15 protein-coding genes are annotated in these 18,875 nt (G+C 65.6%); 5 read left to right on the top strand and 10 right to left on the bottom strand.

What is annotated here, in order from left to right; genetic code table 11:
- The first annotated feature begins 9 nt into the window (after nt 1-9).
- From ACREYQ_RS22610 to fdhE, 5 genes are all read left to right on the top strand, one after another.
- Nucleotides 10-642: a malonic semialdehyde reductase gene (locus tag ACREYQ_RS22610; RefSeq protein ID WP_432262389.1), complete on the top strand. Its 633-nt coding sequence runs from the start codon at nt 10-12 to the stop codon at nt 640-642.
- Nucleotides 643-1,337: 695 nt separating this feature from the next.
- The gene (gene fdnG / locus ACREYQ_RS22605; RefSeq protein WP_432262388.1) at nt 1,338-4,427 is read left to right on the top strand and encodes a formate dehydrogenase-N subunit alpha; all 3,090 of its coding nucleotides are present in this window, start codon (nt 1,338-1,340) and stop codon (nt 4,425-4,427) included.
- Complete coding sequence (gene fdxH, locus ACREYQ_RS22600; protein ID WP_432262387.1) at nt 4,424-5,314, top strand: formate dehydrogenase subunit beta; 891 nt, start codon at nt 4,424-4,426, stop codon at nt 5,312-5,314. The genes fdnG and fdxH overlap by 4 nt, the downstream gene beginning before the upstream one ends.
- 13 nt (nt 5,315-5,327) lie before the next feature.
- Nucleotides 5,328-5,984, top strand: coding sequence for a formate dehydrogenase subunit gamma (locus tag ACREYQ_RS22595; RefSeq protein WP_432262386.1), 657 nt, complete (start codon nt 5,328-5,330; stop codon nt 5,982-5,984).
- Nucleotides 5,981-6,844 carry a formate dehydrogenase accessory protein FdhE gene (fdhE, locus tag ACREYQ_RS22590; protein WP_432262385.1) on the top strand — a complete coding sequence of 288 codons (864 nt, stop codon included), beginning with the start codon at nt 5,981-5,983 and terminating at the stop codon, nt 6,842-6,844. Before ACREYQ_RS22595 ends, fdhE begins: the two co-directional genes overlap by 4 nt.
- Nucleotides 6,845-6,878: 34 nt before the next feature.
- Here the strand turns inward: fdhE and ACREYQ_RS22585 are convergent, their stop codons facing one another.
- The 10 genes from ACREYQ_RS22585 to rpe all read right to left on the bottom strand — a co-directional run bounded on the left by ACREYQ_RS22585 (nt 6,879) and on the right by rpe (nt 18,875).
- Nucleotides 6,879-8,612: a protein kinase domain-containing protein gene (locus tag ACREYQ_RS22585; protein WP_432262384.1), complete on the bottom strand. Its 1,734-nt coding sequence runs from the start codon at nt 8,610-8,612 to the stop codon at nt 6,879-6,881.
- A 1-nt stretch (nt 8,613) separates the two neighbouring features.
- Nucleotides 8,614-9,426 (bottom strand): formate/nitrite transporter family protein, encoded by an 813-nt coding sequence (locus ACREYQ_RS22580; protein WP_432262383.1) that lies wholly within the window; start codon nt 9,424-9,426, stop codon nt 8,614-8,616.
- Nucleotides 9,427-9,826: 400 nt separating this feature from the next.
- On the bottom strand, nt 9,827-10,864 hold the full coding sequence (gene fba, locus ACREYQ_RS22575; protein ID WP_432262382.1) for a class II fructose-bisphosphate aldolase: 1,038 nt from the start codon (nt 10,862-10,864) through the stop codon (nt 9,827-9,829).
- A gap of 42 nt (nt 10,865-10,906) precedes the next feature.
- Entirely contained in the window at nt 10,907-12,145 is a 1,239-nt protein-coding gene (locus tag ACREYQ_RS22570) for a phosphoglycerate kinase (protein WP_432262381.1), read from the bottom strand.
- Nucleotides 12,146-12,154: 9 nt separating this feature from the next.
- On the bottom strand, nt 12,155-13,165 hold the full coding sequence (gap, locus tag ACREYQ_RS22565; RefSeq protein ID WP_432262380.1) for a type I glyceraldehyde-3-phosphate dehydrogenase: 1,011 nt from the start codon (nt 13,163-13,165) through the stop codon (nt 12,155-12,157).
- Nucleotides 13,166-13,216: 51 nt separating this feature from the next.
- Nucleotides 13,217-13,912 (bottom strand): phosphoglycolate phosphatase, encoded by a 696-nt coding sequence (gph, locus tag ACREYQ_RS22560; protein WP_432262379.1) that lies wholly within the window; start codon nt 13,910-13,912, stop codon nt 13,217-13,219.
- Nucleotides 13,912-15,921, bottom strand: a complete 2,010-nt coding sequence (gene tkt, locus ACREYQ_RS22555) for a transketolase (RefSeq protein WP_432262378.1) — start codon at nt 15,919-15,921, stop codon at nt 13,912-13,914. The genes gph and tkt overlap by 1 nt, the downstream gene beginning before the upstream one ends.
- A gap of 188 nt (nt 15,922-16,109) precedes the next feature.
- The gene (locus ACREYQ_RS22550; RefSeq protein ID WP_432262377.1) at nt 16,110-16,988 is read right to left on the bottom strand and encodes a phosphoribulokinase; all 879 of its coding nucleotides are present in this window, start codon (nt 16,986-16,988) and stop codon (nt 16,110-16,112) included.
- Between the two features lie 11 nt (nt 16,989-16,999).
- Entirely contained in the window at nt 17,000-18,094 is a 1,095-nt protein-coding gene (locus ACREYQ_RS22545) for a class 1 fructose-bisphosphatase (RefSeq protein ID WP_432262376.1), read from the bottom strand.
- A gap of 55 nt (nt 18,095-18,149) precedes the next feature.
- Nucleotides 18,150-18,875: a ribulose-phosphate 3-epimerase gene (rpe, locus tag ACREYQ_RS22540; protein ID WP_432262375.1), complete on the bottom strand. Its 726-nt coding sequence runs from the start codon at nt 18,873-18,875 to the stop codon at nt 18,150-18,152.

Raw genomic sequence — 18,875 nt, 5'->3', positions numbered from 1 at the left:
GAGATAACCATGAACAAGCGCTTGAGCGAGGACGGCATGGATCTGATCTTTCGCGAGGCACGCACGCACAACGCATGGCTGAACCAGCCCGTGAGCGACGAGACCCTGCGCCAGCTCTATGACTTGATGAAATGGGGGCCGACCAGCGCCAACTGCTCTCCCGCGCGCATCCTGTTCCTGCGTACTCCCGAGGCCAAGCAGCGCCTGTTGCCCGCGCTGGCGCCGGGCAATGCGGAGAAGACCATGGCCGCGCCGGTCACCGCCATCATCGCCTATGACGTCAAGTTCTATGAACTTCTGCCCAAGCTGTTTCCGCATGCGGACGCACGCTCATGGTTCGCCGACACGCCGGAACTAGCGCTCACTACCGCGCGGCGGAACAGTTCCCTGCAGGGCGCGTATTTCATGATTGCCGCCCGCTCGCTGGGGCTCGACTGCGGGCCGATGTCCGGCTTCGACAATGCCAAGGTCGATCACGAATTTTTTCCCGCGGACCCGAAGGAGAATGCCTTCCAGCTCGAACATTTCCCGGACAGCCATGTGAAATCGAACTTCCTGTGCAATCTGGGCTATGGCGACCCTGCCAAGCTGTTTCCGCGCAGCCCTCGCCTGGAATTCGACGAGGCCTGCAAACTGCTCTGAAGGCGGGAGAACGCGCCGCCGGTCAGTCACGGTGCAACGTGAGCCGCGGCCGGCGGCGCTGGCCGGCCCGCAGGGTGCCGTGCGCCACACCCTGCCAGCGCCGGAAGGCCTTGTTGAAACCGGTTGTCCGCTGAACGCGGACGGGTCTCCGGCCACGCACACCCCGCACAATCGAAGCCGTCAGGCTGATTGGTCCCAAGCAGTGCAATCGGTGCCTTTACGCTATCCATCTGCAACCGGATAGCCTGCGTCGTCGCGCGAAGCGCGCCCCTGATGGACAAGATGTCCGCGCGCAAGCCCGACTGGCGGGTCAATCTGTCCGTCCTGGACCCTCGACACCTGCTGAATCTGCTCACCTTCGCCAGAAAGCCGTCACTTAATGGATGACTTATGGGCGGGCAAAGAATCGCTGAATTTACCTTAAGGGGCCAGGCGGATATCTTTGGGCGAAAGGTGCTGGTCTTGCCGGTGATTCTCCGGGCCGCTGTGACGCTTCCCAACGCCTGGAGGCGATCCATACGCCGACCCCGGGGGACGAGCCAGTTCAAGGTGGCTCTCACTTCAACCGCGGAACTCCGTGCGTAGAAGCTTCGGCACACGCGTCAGCAAACCTTGTCAGACATTCAAAAAAATAACGGAGACCCCCAACCCTGCTAGCCAGGATGGGCGGAAGAAGACATGACGATGAGACCACGATGACCTACACCACCAATATCGGACGTCGCCAGTTCCTCAAGATTCTTGGGGTGGGGTCGGTTGCCGTTACGGCTTCGGCCCTGGGCATGGGTACAGCCCGGGCACAGGCTCCGGCCGGCGTGCGCCCCTACAAGCTGCTGCGTGCGAAAGAGACGCGCAACAATTGCACCTATTGCTCGGTCGGGTGCGGGCTTTTGATGTATTCGCTGGGTGACGGCGCCAGGAACGCGAAGCCCCGCATTTTCCACATCGAGGGGGATCCCGATCATCCCGTCAGCCGTGGATCGCTCTGCCCCAAAGGGGCGGGGTTGCTGGACATCGTCCATTCGAAAAACCGGCTGCTGTATCCGGAATACCGCGCGCCGGGGTCGAAGGAGTGGGTGCGCATCAGTTGGGACGATGCGACCAGGCGCATTGCCCGCCTGCTGAAGGACGACCGCGACAAGAACTTCATCGCGCGCAACGACAAGGGCCAGCTGGTGAACCGCTGGCTGAGCTCGGGCATGCTCGCCTCGTCGGCGGCCTCCAACGAAACCGGGGTTCTCGACTTCAAGTTTGCCCGTTCACTCGGCATGCTGGCGCTGGACTGCCAGGCGCGCCTGTGCCACGGGCCAACGGTCTCTGCGCTGGGGCCGTCCTTCGGCCGCGGCGCGATGACGAACCACTGGGTGGACATCAAGAATGCCAATGTCGTCATCGTCATGGGCGGCAATCCGGCCGAAGCCCATCCGGTCGGCTTCAAATGGGTGATCGAGGCCAAGATCAGGAACAAGGCCAAAGTCATCGTCATCGATCCGCGCTTCAACCGCACCGCCTCGGTTGCCGATATCTTCTCGCCGATCCGGGCGGGCTCTGACACGGCCTTCATGATGGGCATGGTTAACTGGCTTCTGCAGCATGACAAGATCCAGCATGACTATGTGCGCGCCTACACCAACGCGTCGCTGATCGTGCGCGAGGATTTCGGATTCGACGAAGGACTGTTCTCGGGCTTCAATCCCGAGAAACTCGCCTATGACAAATCCTCCTGGAACTATGAACTCGACGAGCGGGGCAACGCGAAACGCGATCCCTCGATGCGCCACCCGCGCTGCGTGCTGAGCCTGCTGAAGCAGCACGTCTCGCGCTACACGCCGGAGAAGGTCGAGGAGATCACCGGCGTCAGGCAGGCCGACTTCCTGCAGATCGCCGAGATCGTCGGCTCGTGCTCGGCGAAGGACAAGACGCTGACCTGGCTTTACGCGCTCGGCTGGACGCACCACACCGGCGGCGCGCAGATCATCCGCGGCGCGGCGATGATCCAGCTGCTGCTGGGCAATGTCGGCATGTCCGGCGGCGGCGTGAATGCGCTGCGCGGACATTCCAATATCCAGGGCTATACCGACCTTGGCCTGCTGTCGTTGCGGCTGCCGGGCTACATGGACCTGCCCACCGACAGGCAGCAGACGCTGAAGCAATACCTGGCCGATGCCACGCCCAAATCCGTGCTGCCCGACCAGGTGAACTACTGGAAGAACCTGCCCAAGTTCTTCGTCTCGCTGCAGAAGAACCTGTTTGGCAAGCATGCCACGGCGGAAAACAACTGGGCCTTTGACCTGCTGCCAAAGTGGGACCGCAGCTACGACATGCTGGCGTACTTCGACCTGATGTACGAAGGCAAGGTCAACGGCTATGTCGTCCAGGGATTCAACCCGCTGGCAGCAATGCCTGACAAGAACAAGTCCTCGGCCGCGCTGTCGAAGCTGAAGTTCCTCGTGGTCATCGACCCGCTGGTGACCGAGACCTCGAACTTCTGGCGCAACGAAGGCAAGTTCAACGACGTCAAGACCGAAGAGATCATGACCGAGGTCTTCCGGCTGCCGGCGAGCTGCTTTGCCGAGGAAGACGGCACGGTCGTAAATTCGGGCCGCTGGCTGCAATGGCACTACGCCGGCCAGCAGCCGCCGGGCGAGGCGCGGCATGATCCGGCCATCCTCGGCGGCATCATGATGGAGCTGCGGCGGCTCTACGAAAAGGAAGGCGGCGCCTGCCCTGAACAGGTGTTGCACATGACCTGGGACGAGGAGACCTATCACGATCCCTACAGCCCCCATCCCGAGGAAATGGCCAAGGAGGCCAACGGCTACGCGCTGGCAGACGTGTTCGACGAGACCGGGAAGAAGATCCTGCGCAAGGGCCAGTTGCTGGATTCGTTCGCGCAACTGCGCGACGACGGCACGACCTCAAGCTACTGCTGGATCTTCACCGGCTCCTGGACCGAGGCGGGCAACCAGATGGCCAGGCGCGACAACACCGACACGGGCCTGGGCAACACGCCGGGCTGGGCCTGGTCCTGGCCCGCGAACCGGCGCATCCTCTACAACCGCGCCTCGATGGACGAGATGGGGAACCCCTGGGACCCCAAGCGCAAGATCCTGCACTGGAACGGCGAGAAATGGGTGGGCGCTGACGTACCCGACTTTCCGCTCAATGCGGCGCCCGGCACGCCTGTCGGACCCTTCATCATGCTGCCCGAAGGCGTGGGGCGCCTGTTCTCGGTCGGCGGCATGATCGACGGCCCCTTCCCCGAGCATTACGAGCCGGTCGAGAGCCCGATCGCGAAAAACCCGCTGCACGAAAAGATCACCCACAACCCGACCGCCCGCATCTTCCAGAACGATGCGCAGCGCATGGGCCACCGCACCGAGTTCCCCTATGTCGCCACGACCTATTCGATCACGGAACTGTTCCGCCACTGGACCAAGCACTCGCATCTGAACGCCATGCTCCAGCCCGAGCAATTCGTCGAGATCGGCGAGAAGCTGGCCGCGGACAAGGGCATCGCTCATGGCGACACGGTGAAGATCACGACCAGGCGCGGCTACATCACCGCCAAGGCCGTGGTGACCAAGCGCCTGCGCACGCTCCACGTGGCCGGGCAAACGGTCGAGCAGATCGGCATCCCCTGCCATTGGGGCTTCGAGGGGGCGACCCGCAAGGGCTATCTCGCCAACACGCTTGCGCCAGGCGTTGGCGACGCCAATTCGCAAACGCCGGAATTCAAGGCATTCCTCGTGAACATTGAAAAAGTAGCCGGAGCACAGGCATGAACTCACAGAACATCATCCGCCGCTCGGCCTCGTCGGAGCTGACACCGGCCCCTCGCATCCGCGACCATCAGATGGAAGTGGCCAAGCTGATCGACGTGTCGACCTGCATCGGCTGCAAGGCGTGCCAGGTCGCCTGCAACGAATGGAACGACCTGCGCGGCGACGTGCAGGAGAATGTCGGCGTCTACGACAATCCGCGCGACCTGTCGCCCAACACCTGGACCCTGATGCGCTTTACCGAGCATGAGGACCAGGCGGGCAAGCTGGAATGGCTGATCCGCAAGGACGGCTGCATGCATTGCGAGGATCCCGGCTGCCTGAAAGCCTGCCCGGCGCCCGGCGCCATCGTGCAGTATGCAAACGGCATCGTCGACTTCCAGTCCGACCTGTGCATCGGCTGCGGCTATTGCGTCGCGGGCTGCCCCTTCGACGTGCCGCGCATTTCCAAGAAGGACAACAAGGCCTACAAGTGCACGCTGTGCTCGGACCGCGTCTCGGTCGGGCAGGAGCCTGCCTGCGTCAAGACCTGCCCGACCGGCGCCATCGCCTTCGGCTCGAAGGCGGAGATGCAGTCCCTGGCCGCCGAGCGCGTGGCCGAGCTGAACGAGCGTGGCTATGCCAAGGCCGGCCTGTATGACCCGGCGGGGGTCGGCGGCACCCACGTGATGTATGTGCTGCAACATGCCGACGACCCGAAGCGCTACGCGGGCTTGCCGAAGGAACCGGGGATCAGCTCGGTCGTCTCGGGCTGGAAGGATGTCTTGAAACCCACCACCGCCGTCGTTGGCGCGGCGGCGGTCGTGGGCATGGCGGCGCATTTCATGGCGGTCGGCCCCAACACCACTGAAACTGACGATCACGACGCCCCGACTGACGGCACGGCATAAGCGGAGACCGGAAATGGCGACCAACAACGACATGATCCTGCGCACGAAATTCGCCGAGCGGCTGTGTCACTGGGCGATCGTGTTCTGCTTCTTTCTCGCGGCGGCGTCGGGAATCTCATGGTTCTTCCCGACGGTGAGCTGGATGAGCGGCTTCCTTGGCACGCCGCAGATGGCGCGGCTGCTCCACCCGTTCCTCGGGATCGCGGTGTTCGCGGGGCTTTGCTACATGTTCGCGCGCTTCGTGGGCTACAACATGCCCGCGCGCACCGACGCGATCTGGTTCCGCCGCGCCAGGGAGGTGCTCCTGAACCGGCATGTCGGCGAACCGCTGCAGATCGGCAAGTACAACGCCGGCCAGAAGGTGCTGTTCTGGCTCATCATGGCTTCGATACTGGCCCTGCTGCTGTCCGGGTTGATCATGTGGCGCGCCTATTTCGCCGAATACTTCCCGATTCCCGTGCTCCGCCTGGCGATCCTGGCCCATTCCGTCGCGGGGATCGGCTTGATCCTGCTGATCGTGGGCCATATCTACCTGGCGATCTGGGTCCGCGGCTCGATCACGGGCATGGTGACGGGCTACGTCTCGCGTGCCTGGGCCAGGCAGCACCATGACCGCTGGTATGGCGAACTGAAGGCAAAAGAGTCGAAAGCGAAGGGGAACGAGGCATGAGCCAGCATCCGACCACGCCGGGAGCACCGCAATCGGACCAGGCCTCCCGCCATTTCATGCCGGTGATCCAGCCAGACCTTGCGGGTCTGTACAGCCGCCGCGCCGCGCGTTTGCGCGCGCTGGCCGAAGGGCACGACCTTGCCGATTACCTGCGCCTGGCCGCCCGCGTGGCCGAGGTGCAGGCGTCGCTCCTGCCCGCGGCAGGTGGGTCCGGCGCTACCGACGCCACGGCCATCCCTCAGGCGGGGCATTGGGGTCCCCTGCTTGACCGCATGCTTGAGCGGCTTGCACACGATGCTCCGGCGACGGTCGCCCCACATCTTGCGGCGCTGCGCGACCTGCCTGCGGATGCGCGCCTTGGCGCCGCCCGGGCGCTGGCCGAAGGTCGCTTTGACGCGGTTCCGGCCGCAATCGCGCCCTTCCTGTGGGCATCGCTATCGCTGCAATGTGCCAGCGCCGCGCGGGCGGCTCCCGTGCCCGTCAGCGGCCCGGCCGAGCACGCGTCTTGCCCGGTCTGTGGCACCGCCCCCGTGGCAAGCCTGATCCTGACCGGCGATCGCCAGGGCATGCGCTATCTGCATTGCGCGCTCTGCGAGAGCGCGTGGCACATGGTGCGGGCGAAATGCACCAATTGCGGCGAGGCCTCTGACCTTGATTACCTCAGCTTGGACACCGCCGAAGCCACGGTGCGCGCCGAAAGCTGCGGCGTATGCCACGGTTATCTGAAGGTCATCTCACTGGAACGCGACCCGCAAGCCGAGGCCGTGGCCGACGACCTGGCCACCCTGGCCCTGGACGATGCCGTGACGGCGGAGGGCTATCAACGCACCGGGTTCAATCCCTTCGCTCTGCCGGGATGAGGCCGCATTCGGGAATTGCGGCGCCAATGCGCGCTCAATGCCCTGTGAGCCGCAAGCCCAGCAGCAACATGACCGAGAGCGCCAGCAGCAGCGTCAGTGACTGCCAGAAGCGCACTGGATTGCGTTCAAGAAGCGGGATCGGACGGCGGCTTTGGTATTGACGTGCGGGGGTGTGCAGGTCTTGAATGAACTCGGACAGCGCTTCGTGCCGCTTGCGCCCGCACGGATGCAAGGCTCTGCGCAGCACACCGTCGATCCACGGGGGCAATTCTGGCCGCCGCTCGCGCACAGGGATATAGCGCAGGCTCCGAAGATCACGGGGAGTGCGCAGGCGTGTTACCTGCAGGCCATAGGGCAATTGCCCGGTCAGCATCTGGTACGTGATCACTGCCAGCGAGAACAGGTCGGACGCAGGACTGCCACCCAGCCCAAGGAAATACTCCGGAGCGGCATACTGCAATTCGCCGACCGGCGCCTGCGCGTATGGGGTGCGCGTGCCTTCGGCCAGGCCCGCCACATGCACTGCCGCAAAGTCGATGATCCTGACCGTGCCCGCGCGGTCTATCATCACGTTCTCCGGCCGCAAGTCCTGGTGCAGCATTTCCCGGTGATGGAAGGCCTGCAGCCCTTTGGCGACTTGTCCCACGATCCGGCGCACGGTGTCCAGATCCGGGGCCGGGTAGTCTGTCATCCATTGCGCCAGCGTATGTCCGTCAATGTATTCCATCGCAACATGCAGATACTGTCGCGGACGGTCGGCTGCATGAGGCTTGAGCACATGTGCGTTATCGATCCTGCGTGCCACCCACTCCTCCAGGAGAAAGCGGTCAAGGTAGTCCGGATCCTCGCGCAAACCGACGGATGGCGTTTTCAGCGCAACATGACGGCCGCTGCGCTGGTCCACTGCCAGGTGCACATGGCTGCGTGAACTCGCATACAGCTCGCGCACAATGAGATAGCCATCGAAGTGCATGCGCGGCTGCAACGGAGGTGGCAGGGCCAGGCACCGGCGTTCGGTATGCAGGTCCTGCGTGTCGAGGTCCGGCAACTCGTCCACGCGCACCAGCTGGACAGTGACGTTATCCTCGCTGCCCCGCGCCAGCGCGACAGACACCAGCATTGCCGAGGCGGCGTCAAGGTCATCGGCATGCGCTGCAAGGGCCTGGTGCACGGCGACGCTGTCAAGGTATTCATAGGCGCCGTCAGTGGCAAGGATGTAAACCTCGCCGGCTTCGGCTCGCCAGCTGCGGTAGTCGATCTCGACGGTGGGCCCAACACCGAGCGCCCGGCCCAGGTAAGACTCGACCGAAGACACGCGGATGCGATGGTCTTCCGAGAGTTGTTCCCAGGCCTGCGGATGCAGCCGGTAGATGCGCGAGTCGCCTATATGAAGCAGGTGTACCTCCCGCCCCTTGAAGATCAAGGCGCTGAAGGTACAGATGTAGCCGCGGTCCTTGTCGAAGCGCGCATCGCTGCGCTGGGTCTGCGCGTGCAGCCAGGAATTGAGTGCCGCCAGCACGCGTTGTGCCGACCGCCGCACGGTCCATGTTTCGGCGGTGCAATAGTAGTCGTCCAGGAAGCCGTGCACGGCGGCGGCACTGGCCACCTGGCTGACCGCGCTACTGCCGATGCCGTCGGCCAGCGCAACGGCGATGCCCTTGGTGCTGAGCCGCGGCTCGGCAGGCAGCGCCGCGCCATGAAAATCCTGGTTGACGCGCTTGCGCCCGGCTTGCGAACACTGGCCGACTGAGACGCGCAAGATGCTCATTTCAAGCCAGGACGCGTTTCGGTGCGGTCTTGTAGTGGGTGGAGTACAGCGCCGCGCCGACGAACGTCAGGCCACCGACGATGTTGCCGAGCACGGTAGGAAGTTCATTCCAGAGCAGGTAGTCCATCAGCGTGAACTTGCCGCCGAGCATCAGGCCGGAGGGGAAGAGGAACATGTTCACCACGGAGTGTTCGAATCCCATGTAGAAGAACACCAGGATGGGCATCCACATGGCAATGACCTTGCCCGAAACCGAGGTGGACATCATGGCTGCCACGACGCCGGTGGACACCATCCAGTTGCACATGACGGCGCGGATGAAGAGGGTCAGCATGCCCGCCGCGCCGTGGGCGGCGTAGCCAAGGGTGCGGCTCTCACCAATGCTGCCTATCTTCTGGCCGATCACGTTCGGGGCCTCGGTGAAGCCAAAGGTAAAGATGATGGCCATGAATACTGCCACGGTGAGTGCGCCGGCGAAATTGCCGCAGAAGACGAGCCCCCAGTTGCGAATCACGCCGCCCCAAGTGGCCCCTGGACGCCTGTCGAGTACGGCGAGCGGAGCCAGCGTGAAGACACCGGTCAACAGGTCAAATCCCAGCAGGTAGAGCATGCAGAACCCCACCGGGAACAGCAATGATCCGATCAGGGGATTGCCGGTATTGACGTTGACGCTGACCGCGAACGCGGCAGACAACGCCAGGATTGCGCCAGCCATGTAGGACCGGATGAGGGTGTCCCGGGTGGACATCAAGAGCTTGGATTCACCAGCATCGACCATCTTGCCGACAAACTCGGCAGGAGCTAAATAGGCCATCGCGCATTCCTTTGAACGGTGAGATCAAAATAAAAAGCGTCCGCATCCGGGGCAGCAGCCCATGCTGCTGCCCCGGATGCGGACGCCGTTGTCCACGTGTCCCGGTCCGCCGCTTCACCGACGGCTGGGACCGGCACCAAGCCGCCATTGACCTGATGGCAAGCAGCCATGCAACTCCCATGCCTGGGTGTGACACGACTGTATGCCTGTCTTCCGGGGCACTTGCGCCGGAGGACCTGCACGGCTCTGGTGCGAGTGCGGGCGCGAGTGCCCGAGACAATCCCAATCCTGGTGCGGGCTCAGCCGCGCCGGCGCCGCAAGGTCGGGCGATGCACATCGCCACGTAGTCCACTGAATCACTGAAATTGGTCGGTGCCTGCCATTTCAATGATTCAATGGACTAGCGGTAGCGCTGGGCCAGCTTCTCCATCGCCACCGGCTTGATCCGCGAAGCCTGTCCGGCGCAGCCGAAGGCCTCGAAGCGCAGCTTCACCACGCTCCTCGCCCCCTTCTTGGCCGCCAACAGTGCCTTGCGCGGGTCGAACTCGCTGCGGTCTTCAGCCAGGGACTTGCGGATGGCCCCGGTCATGGCCAGGCGGATATCGGTGTCGATATTCACCTTGCGCACCCCCATCCTGATGCCGCGCAGGATCTCCTCGACCGGCACGCCGTAGGTCTCCTTGATGTCGCCGCCGTACTGGCGGATGATCTCCAGCCATTCCTGCGGCACCGAGCTGGAGCCGTGCATGACCAGGTGGGTGTCCGGAATCTGCTCGTGGATCTCGCGGATGCGGTCCATCGCCAGGATGTCGCCGGTGGGCTTGCGCGAGAACTTGTAGGCGCCGTGGCTGGTGCCGATGGCAATGGCCAGCGCATCCACGCCGGTACGGGCCACGAAGTCGCGCGCCTGAGCCGGGTCGGTCAGCATCATGTCGTGCGACAGCGTGCCCGCCGCGCCCACGCCGTCCTCTTCGCCGGCCTGGCCGGTTTCGAGCGAGCCCAGGCAGCCCAGTTCGCCCTCCACCGACACGCCGATCGCATGCGCCATCTCGCACACGCGCCGCGTGACGTCGACGTTGTAGTCGTAGTCCGACGGGGTCTTCATGTCTTCGCGCAGCGAGCCGTCCATCATCACGCTGGTGAAGCCGGAGCGGATCGACGCCTGGCAGATCGCCGGGCTGGAGCCGTGGTCCTGGTGCAGCACGATGGGGATGTCCGGATGGGTCTCGGCCGCGGCCAGCACCATATGCCGCAGGTAGGCCTCGCCGGCGTACTTGCGGGCGCCGGCCGAGGCCTGCAGGATGACCGGGCTGTCGGTTTCCTCGGCCGCTTCCATGATGGCGTGGATCTGTTCCAGGTTGTTGACGTTGAAAGCCGGCACGCCGTAGCCGAACTCTCCCGCATGGTCCAAAATCTGGCGCAAGGAAATGAGTGCCATGGTGAAGCTCCTTTACGTGATGCAGAAACGGTGAGGTCGGGTTCAGGTGGCGGCGCGCTGCGCCAGCACGGCCAGCGCGGGCAGCGTCTTGCCCTCCAGGAATTCCAGGAACGCGCCGCCGCCGGTGGAGATATAGCCCACGCGGTCGGCAATGCCGTACTTGGCGATCGCGGCCAGCGTGTCGCCGCCGCCGGCGATCGAGAATGCCTTCGATTCAGCGATGGCCTGGGCCAGCACCCTGGTGCCGTTGCCGAACTGGTCGAACTCGAACACGCCCACCGGGCCGTTCCAGACGGTGGTGCCGGCGGCTTTCAACTGCTCGGCCAGCATGGCGGCAGTCCTGGGGCCGAGGTCCAGGATCATGTCGTCGTCGGCCACGTCCTTGACGTCCTTGACCGTGGCCGCGGCGCTGGCGCTGAATTCCTTCGCGCACACCACGTCGACCGGAATCGGCACCGAGGCGCCGCGGGCGGCCATGATGTCGATGATGGCCTTGGCATCGCCGGCCAGGTCGGCTTCAGCCAGCGACTTGCCGATCTTCAGGCCGGCGGCCAGCATGAAGGTATTGGCAATGCCGCCGCCGACGATCAGGTTGTCGACCTTGTCGGCCAGCGACTTCAGGATGGTCAGCTTGGTCGAGACCTTGGAGCCGGCCACGATCGCCACCAGCGGGCGCGCGGGCTGGCCCAGCGCCTTGCCCAGCGCGTCGATCTCGGCGGCCAGCAGCGGGCCGGCGCAGGCGATCGGGGCGTATTTGGCAATGCCGTGGGTGGTGGCTTCGGCGCGGTGGGCGGTGCCGAATGCGTCGTTCACGTAGATATCGCACAGCGCAGCCATCTTCTGCGCCAGCTCGTCGCTGTTCTTCTTCTCGCCCGTGTTCATGCGGCAGTTTTCCAGCAGCACCACCTGCCCGGGCGGCACCTGGAAGCCGCCCTCGGTCCAGCCGGACAAAAGCGGCACCTGGCGGCCCAGCAGTTCCGACAGGCGGCGGCCCACCGGGGCCAGGCTGTGGCGCGGGTCGGGCGTCCCCTCCTGCGGCCGGCCCAGGTGCGAGGTGACCATCACCGCAGCGCCCGCCTGCAGGCAGGCCGCGATGGCAGGCACGGAAGCACGGATGCGGGTGTCGTCGGTGATATCGCCCGCGGCATCCTGCGGGACGTTGAGGTCGGCGCGGATAAAGACACGCTTGCCGGCCAGCCCGCCAGCGGCGAGCAGTGCGGCCAGCGTGTGCGCCGCCGGGGGATTCGTGTGCGGGACCGCAGCATGGGATAGGCTCATCATGGCAACCTGCTAGCGTGCATGGGCCAGCGCCACCGCGGTATCCAGCATGCGGTTGGAGAAGCCCCATTCGTTGTCATACCAGGCCGACACCTTGACCAGCGTGCCGTTGACCTTGGTCAGGGTGGTGTCGAAGGTGGACGAAGCCGGGTTGTGGTTGAAGTCCACCGAGACCAGCGGCGCGGTGTTGTAGTCCAGGATGCCCTTGAGCTCGCCTTCGGCGGCTGCCTTGAGGATGCCGTTCACTTCCTCAACGGTGGTCGGCCGCGCCGCCACGAAGGACAGGTCGACCAGCGACACGTTGATGGTCGGCACGCGCACGGCAAAGCCGTCCAGCCGGCCGTCCAGCTCAGGCATCACCAGCCCGACCGCGGCGGCGGCGCCGGTCCTGGTCGGGATCATCGACATGGTGGCCGAGCGCGCCCGGCGCAGGTCCTCGTGGTAGACGTCGGTCAGCACCTGGTCGTTGGTATAGGAATGCACCGTGGTCATCAGGCCGTTCACCAGGCCCAGCTTCTCGTGCAGCGGCTTGACCAGCGGCGCCAGGCAGTTGGTGGTGCACGAGGCATTGGAGATCACCGTGTCGGCCGCCTTCAGCACGCCATGGTTGACGCCATAGACGATGGTGGCGTCCACGTCCTTGCCGCCGGGGGCGGAGATGATCACCTTCTTCGCACCGCCCTTCAGGTGGGCCGAGGCCTTTTCCTTGCTGGTGAAGAGCCCCGTGCACTCCATCACCACGTCCACGCCCAGTTCCCCCCACGGCAGCTCGGCCGGGTTGCGCTGCGCCAGCACGCGGATCCGGTCCCCGTTGACGCGCAAGGCATCGCCGTCCACCGAGACCTCGCCCGGGAAGCGGCCGTGGACGGTGTCGTACTGAGTCAGGTGGGCGTTGGTGGCGGCGTTGCCGAGGTCGTTGATGGCGACGATCTCGATATCGTGCCGCTTGCCGCCTTCATAGTGGGCGCGCAACACATTGCGCCCGATGCGCCCGTAGCCGTTGATGGCAACCTTGATAGTCATGCTGTCTCCTTTACTTGTCTTGGTATCCTTGCCGGTCGCGCCGGCGCAATATCAGGCGGCTGGTGCCAGCCGCGCCAGGGTCAGCAGCGCCGGCAGCGCCTCCAGCGAATCGACCAGCGCGTCAGCGCCCAGCGCCGCGGGCCCGCCGGGGCCGGCGTAGCCATAGCGCACCAGGCAGACCGGGATGCCGGCCGCGCGCGCCGCCGCCACGTCCACGGCCGAATCCCCCACCAGCACGCCGTGCGCCGGATCGACCTCGAGCAGGTTGCAGGCATGCCGCAATGGTTCGGGGTCGGGCTTCATCTGCGCAATCGAGTCGCCCGCCACCAGCACTTCCAGGTATTGCGACAACCCGGTCAGCGCCAACAGCGGCACCGCCAGCGCGCGCGGCTTGTTGGTGACGCAGGCAAGCCGGTAACCCTGCCGCTGGAGCGCGGCCAGTCCGGCCTCCACGCCCGGGAACACTGAGCCGAGGCGGCCGTTGGTCTCGGCATAGTGGCGGTGGAACATCGCCTCGGCGTCGGCGGCGTCCAGCCTTGGCGCGAGCTGCGCGGTCTCCAGCACACGCCGCACCAGGTTGGGCACGCCACGGCCGATGAAGCCGGCCACGGTGCCGAACGGCAGTGCCGGGCTGCCGAGGTCGGCCAGCATGCGGTTGGCGGCCTCGACAATGTCGGGCGCGCTGTCGACCAGCGTGCCGTCCAGGTCGATCAGCACCGCGGTGCAGGGCATGGATACGGTAGCCATCACGCGTCCTCCAGCAGCGCGCGCGCGGCGGCCGCGACATGCGCCGGGGTCAGGCCGAAGTGCTGGTACAGCGCCTCGGCCGGCGCGGATTCGCCGAAGGTGTCGATGCCCAGCGCCAGGCCCTGCTCGCCCACCACGCCCCGCCAGTACCAGGTGGCGCCGGCCTCCACGCTGATGCGCGGCAAGCCTGGCGGCAGCACGCTGTCCCGGTACGCCGCGTCCTGCGCGTAGAACAACTCGACGCAGGGCATGGACACCACGCGCGCGGCGATGCCGCCGTCCGCCAGGTCCAGCGCCGCGCGCATGGCGATTTCCACCTCGGAGCCCGTGGCGATCAGCACCACGCGAGGCGCCGGCACATCGCGCAGCACATAGCCGCCACGCGCGATATCCGCGCGCTGGGCCGCACCGCGCTCGAACGGCATCAGCGCCTGCCGCGACAGCACCAGGCAGGTCGGGCCATGCTCACGCTGCAGCGCGGCCAGCCACGCATACGCGGTCTCGGCGCCGTCGCAGGGGCGCCAGACCTGGTTGTTGGGGATCAGCCGCAGGCTGGCGGCGTGTTCCACTGGCTGGTGGGTGGGACCGTCCTCGCCAAGCCCGATCGAGTCATGCGTCAGCACGTGCACCACGCGCAGGCGCATCAGCGCCGCCATGCGGATGGCATTGCGCGAATAGTCCGAGAAGGTCATGAAGGTGCCGCCGTAGGGGATCAGCCCGCCATGCAGCGCAATGCCGTTCATGACGGCGGCCATGCCGAACTCGCGCACGCCATAGCTCACGTAGTTGCCATGCCCGGCATGATTGACCCAGACCGACGCCTTGACATTGGTCAGGTTGGAGCCGGTCAGGTCGGCCGAGCCGCCCAGCAGCTCGGGCAAGGCGGGCGTGAGCGCCTCCAGGCAGAGCTGAGATGCCTTGCGCGTGGCGATCTTGCCCTGCAGCGGCGAAGGCGCGTCCAGCAACGCCATCAGTTCCGCATCGAAGCCTTCCGGCAAGCAGCCATTGGCACGGCGCAGGAATTCCTCGGCCAGCTCGGGGTGCGCGGCGCAATAGCCAGCGAAGCGCGCTTCCCATTCGGCCTCGCGCGCAGCGCCCTGCGCGCGCGCGTCCCAGGCGTCAGCCACATCCGCCGGCACGGTGAAGGGCTCGGCTTCCCAGCCCAGCGCCGCGCGCATGGCGGCGATCTCCGGCGCGCCCAGCGGTGCGCCATGCACATCGTGCCCGCCGGCCTTGGCCGGCGCGCCCTTGCCGATCACGGTGCGGCAGCAGATCAGCGTAGGCCGCTCGCGCTCGCCTTTGGCCTCGTGCAGCGCGGCGTCGATGGCCTGCACATCGTGCCCGTCAACGGCGATCACATGCCAGCCGTATGCGGCAAAGCGCTTCGGCGTGTCGTCGCCGAACCAGCCAGCAACGTTGCCGTCGATGGAGATGCCGTTGTCGTCGTACAGGCAGATCAGCTTGCCCAGCCCGAGCGTGCCCGCCAGCGAGCAGGCTTCGTGGCTGAGCCCTTCCATCAGGCAGCCATCGCCGAGGAAGACATAGGTGTGGTGGTCGACGACGTCGAAACCGGGCCGGTTGAAGGTGGCGGCCAGCAGCTTCTCCGCCAGCGCCATGCCGACGGCATTGGCCAGGCCCTGCCCCAGCGGCCCGGTGGTGGTCTCCACGCCCGGCGTCACGCCAAGCTCCGGATGCCCGGGCGTGGCCGCGTGCAGCTGGCGGAACTGGCGCAGCTGCGACATCGGCAGGTCGTAGCCGGTCAGGTGCAGCAGCGCGTACTGCAGCATGGAAGCATGGCCGTTGGACAGCACAAAGCGGTCACGGTCGGGCCAGGCCGGGTTGGCCGGGTTGTGGCGCAGGTGGCGCCGCCACAGGGCTTCGGCCATCTCGGCCATGCCCATGGGTGCGCCGGGGTGGCCGGACCTGGCCTGCTCCACCGCGTCGGCGGCCAGGAAGCGCAGTGCGTTGGCGCAGCGCGCCGCGGAATCGATGCGTTCGGGGGCGTTCATCTAATGGATCCTCACAAGACGGTGTTCTATTGAGCTTTCCTTAAATCGCGACAGCGCAAAAACCACTACTGTCATTCCCGCGCAGGCGCGAATCCAGCGTCCTAAAGACACTGGGTCCCCGCCTGCGCGGGGACGACAAGCAAGATGCGTCGTCGTGATTCTCGGAAGCATCAGTAGGTGACGGGGCATTACAGCGCTGCGCGCTTGCGGCGCTCCATCATGCGCAGCACGAAGGGCGTGAAGATCAGCTGCATGGCCAGTTCCATCTTGCCGCCGGGCACCACGATGGTGTTCGCGCGCGACATGAAGGAATCGTGGATCATGCTCAGCAGGTACTGGAAGTCGATCCCCTTCGGGTTGGCAAAACGGATCACCACCATGCTTTCATCGGGCGCGGGGATTTCGCGCGAGATAAAGGGGTTGGACGTGTCCACGCACGGCACCCGCTGGAAATTCACATGCGTGCGCGAGAACTGCGGGCAGATGTAGTTCACGTAGTCAGGCATGCGGCGCAGGATGGTGTCGGTCACGGCCTCGGTCGAGTAGCCGCGCTGCTTCTTGTCGCGCCACAGCTTCTGGATCCATTCCAGGTTGATGACGGGCACCACACCGATCAGCAGGTTGGGGTACTGGGCAACATTGACCTCGTCCGTGACCACGCCGCCGTGCAAACCCTCGTAGAACAGCAGATCGGTATCGGCGGGCAACGGCTCCCACTGAGTGAAGGTGCCGGGCTCCTGCCCGAACGGCGCCGCCTCCTCCGGGCTGTGCAGGTAGTGCCGGTGCATGCCCGTGCCGGACTCCGCATAGGTGCGGAACAGGTTCTCCAGCTCGCCGAACAGGTTGTTCTCCGCGCCGAAGTGGCTGAAGTTCATATTGCCGGTGCGCTCGGCCTCGGCCATCTTGACCTTCATCTCGGCGCGGTCGAAGCGGTGGAAGCTGTCGCCTTCGATCACCACCGACTTCACACCCTCGCGGCGGAAGATGTTCTCGAAGGTACGGGTCACCGACGTAGTACCGGCGCCCGAGGACCCGGTGATGGCGATAATGGGATAACGTTCTGACATGGCCAGGCACCTCAGGCAGACGCGCGGAACAGGCTGCGCTCGTTGAACAGGGGACTCGGAAGGTCGGGGTCGGTCTGGTTGGTGTGGTAGCCCTCGATCCGCTCCACTTCATGGCGCGAGCCGAAGATCACGCCGATGCGCTGGTGCAGCGCGCCCGGCGCCACCGACATCAACGTCTGCCGGCCCGTGCTGGCGCGCCCGCCGGCCTGCTCCATCAGGAAGGCGATCGGGTTGGCCTCGTACAGCAGGCGCAGGCGGCCCGGCCTGGCGGGATCCCTGGTGTCGCGCGGGTACATGAAGACGCCGCCGCGCATCAGGATGCGGTGCGCCTCGGCCACCATCGACGCGATCCAGCGCATGTTGAAATCCTTGCCGCGCGGCCCGCTCTTGCCGGCCATGCACTCGGAGATATAGCGCTGCACCGGCGCTTCCCAGAAGCGGCTGTTCGAGGCATTGATCGCGAATTCCTGGGTATCGGCCGGCACCCGCAGGTTGGGGTGGGTGAGAAAGAATTCCCCCAGATTGGGATCGAGGGTAAAGCCATTGACCCCGTTGCCGACAGTCAGCACCAGCATGGTGGTAGGACCGTAGAGCGCGTAGCCGGCCGCCACCTGGGCTGTGCCAGGCTGCAGGAAGTCCTGCTCGGTGACGGTGCCGGAGCCGTCAGGGGCGCGCAGCACCGAGAAGATGCTGCCCACCGAGACATTGACGTCGATGTTGGACGAGCCGTCGAGCGGATCGAACACCAGCAGGTACTTGCCGCGCGGGTAGTGTCCCGGGATCTGGTAAGGCGCCTCCATCTCCTCCGACGCCATGCCGGCCAGGTATCCGCCCCACTCGTTGACGCGCAGGAAGGTGGTATTGCTCAACACGTCCAGCTTCTGCTGGATTTCGCCTTGTACGTTGACGGCCCCCTCTTCGCCACCCTGCGCGCTGGCCTTGCCGTGCAAGCCCCCCAGCGCGCCGAAGGCCACCGCGCGTGCAATTTCCTTGCAGGCCATGGCGACGTTGAGAATCAGGCCGTTGAAGCCGCCGCTGGCTTCCGGATAGCGGCGGCGTTCCTCGATCAGGAACTGCGTCAGGGTCATCCTTTGGACTTCAGGCATGACAGGTCTCCTCTGGATTGGCTATGTGTTCTTGTGTAGTGCCGGTGCGGAAGGCCTACGTGATGGTGGCGGCCTCGCGCAGGCGGCGCAGGATGCTCCGGTAGCCGCCGCCGGCATCCGGCGCGCCGAACACGGCGCTGCCGGCCACGAAGGTGTCGGCGCCCGCGCGGGCAATCCCGGCGATGTTGTCGGCCTTGACGCCGCCGTCGATTTCCAGCCAGACCGGCCGCCCGCCGGCGTCCACCTGCCGGTCGATGCGCGCGCGCGCCTGGCGCACCTTGTCCAGCACGCCCGGAATGAAGGCCTGGCCGCCGAAGCCCGGGTTCACGCTCATCAGCAGCACCAGGTCGAGCTTGTCCAGCGTGTGGTCCAGCCAGCTCAGCGGCGTGGCCGGGTTCAGCACCAGGCCGGCCTTGCAGCCGTGGTCGCGGATCAGGCCGATGGTGCGGTCCACATGGCGGCTCGCCTCCGGATGGAAGCTGATGAGGTTGGCGCCGGCCCTGGCGAACAGCGGGATCAGCGCGTCGACCGGCTCCACCATCAGGTGCACGTCGATGGGAATGGAGACCAGTGGCCGGATCGCCTCGCACACCAGCGGGCCGATGGTCAGGTTGGGCACATAGTGGTTGTCCATCACATCGAAGTGCACCAGGTCCGCGCCGCCGGCCTCGATCGCGCACACCTCTTCGCCCAGGCGCGCGAAATCGGCCGACAGGATCGATGGCGCCAGGCGGATGGCGCGCTGGCCGCCGTGGCCGGTGTTGGGTTCCTTGGCATGCAT

The organism is Cupriavidus sp. TMH.W2 (genome assembly GCF_050847365.1).
Lineage (GTDB): Bacteria > Pseudomonadota > Gammaproteobacteria > Burkholderiales > Burkholderiaceae > Cupriavidus.
This window is presented reverse-complemented; position numbering and strand designations above follow the sequence as displayed.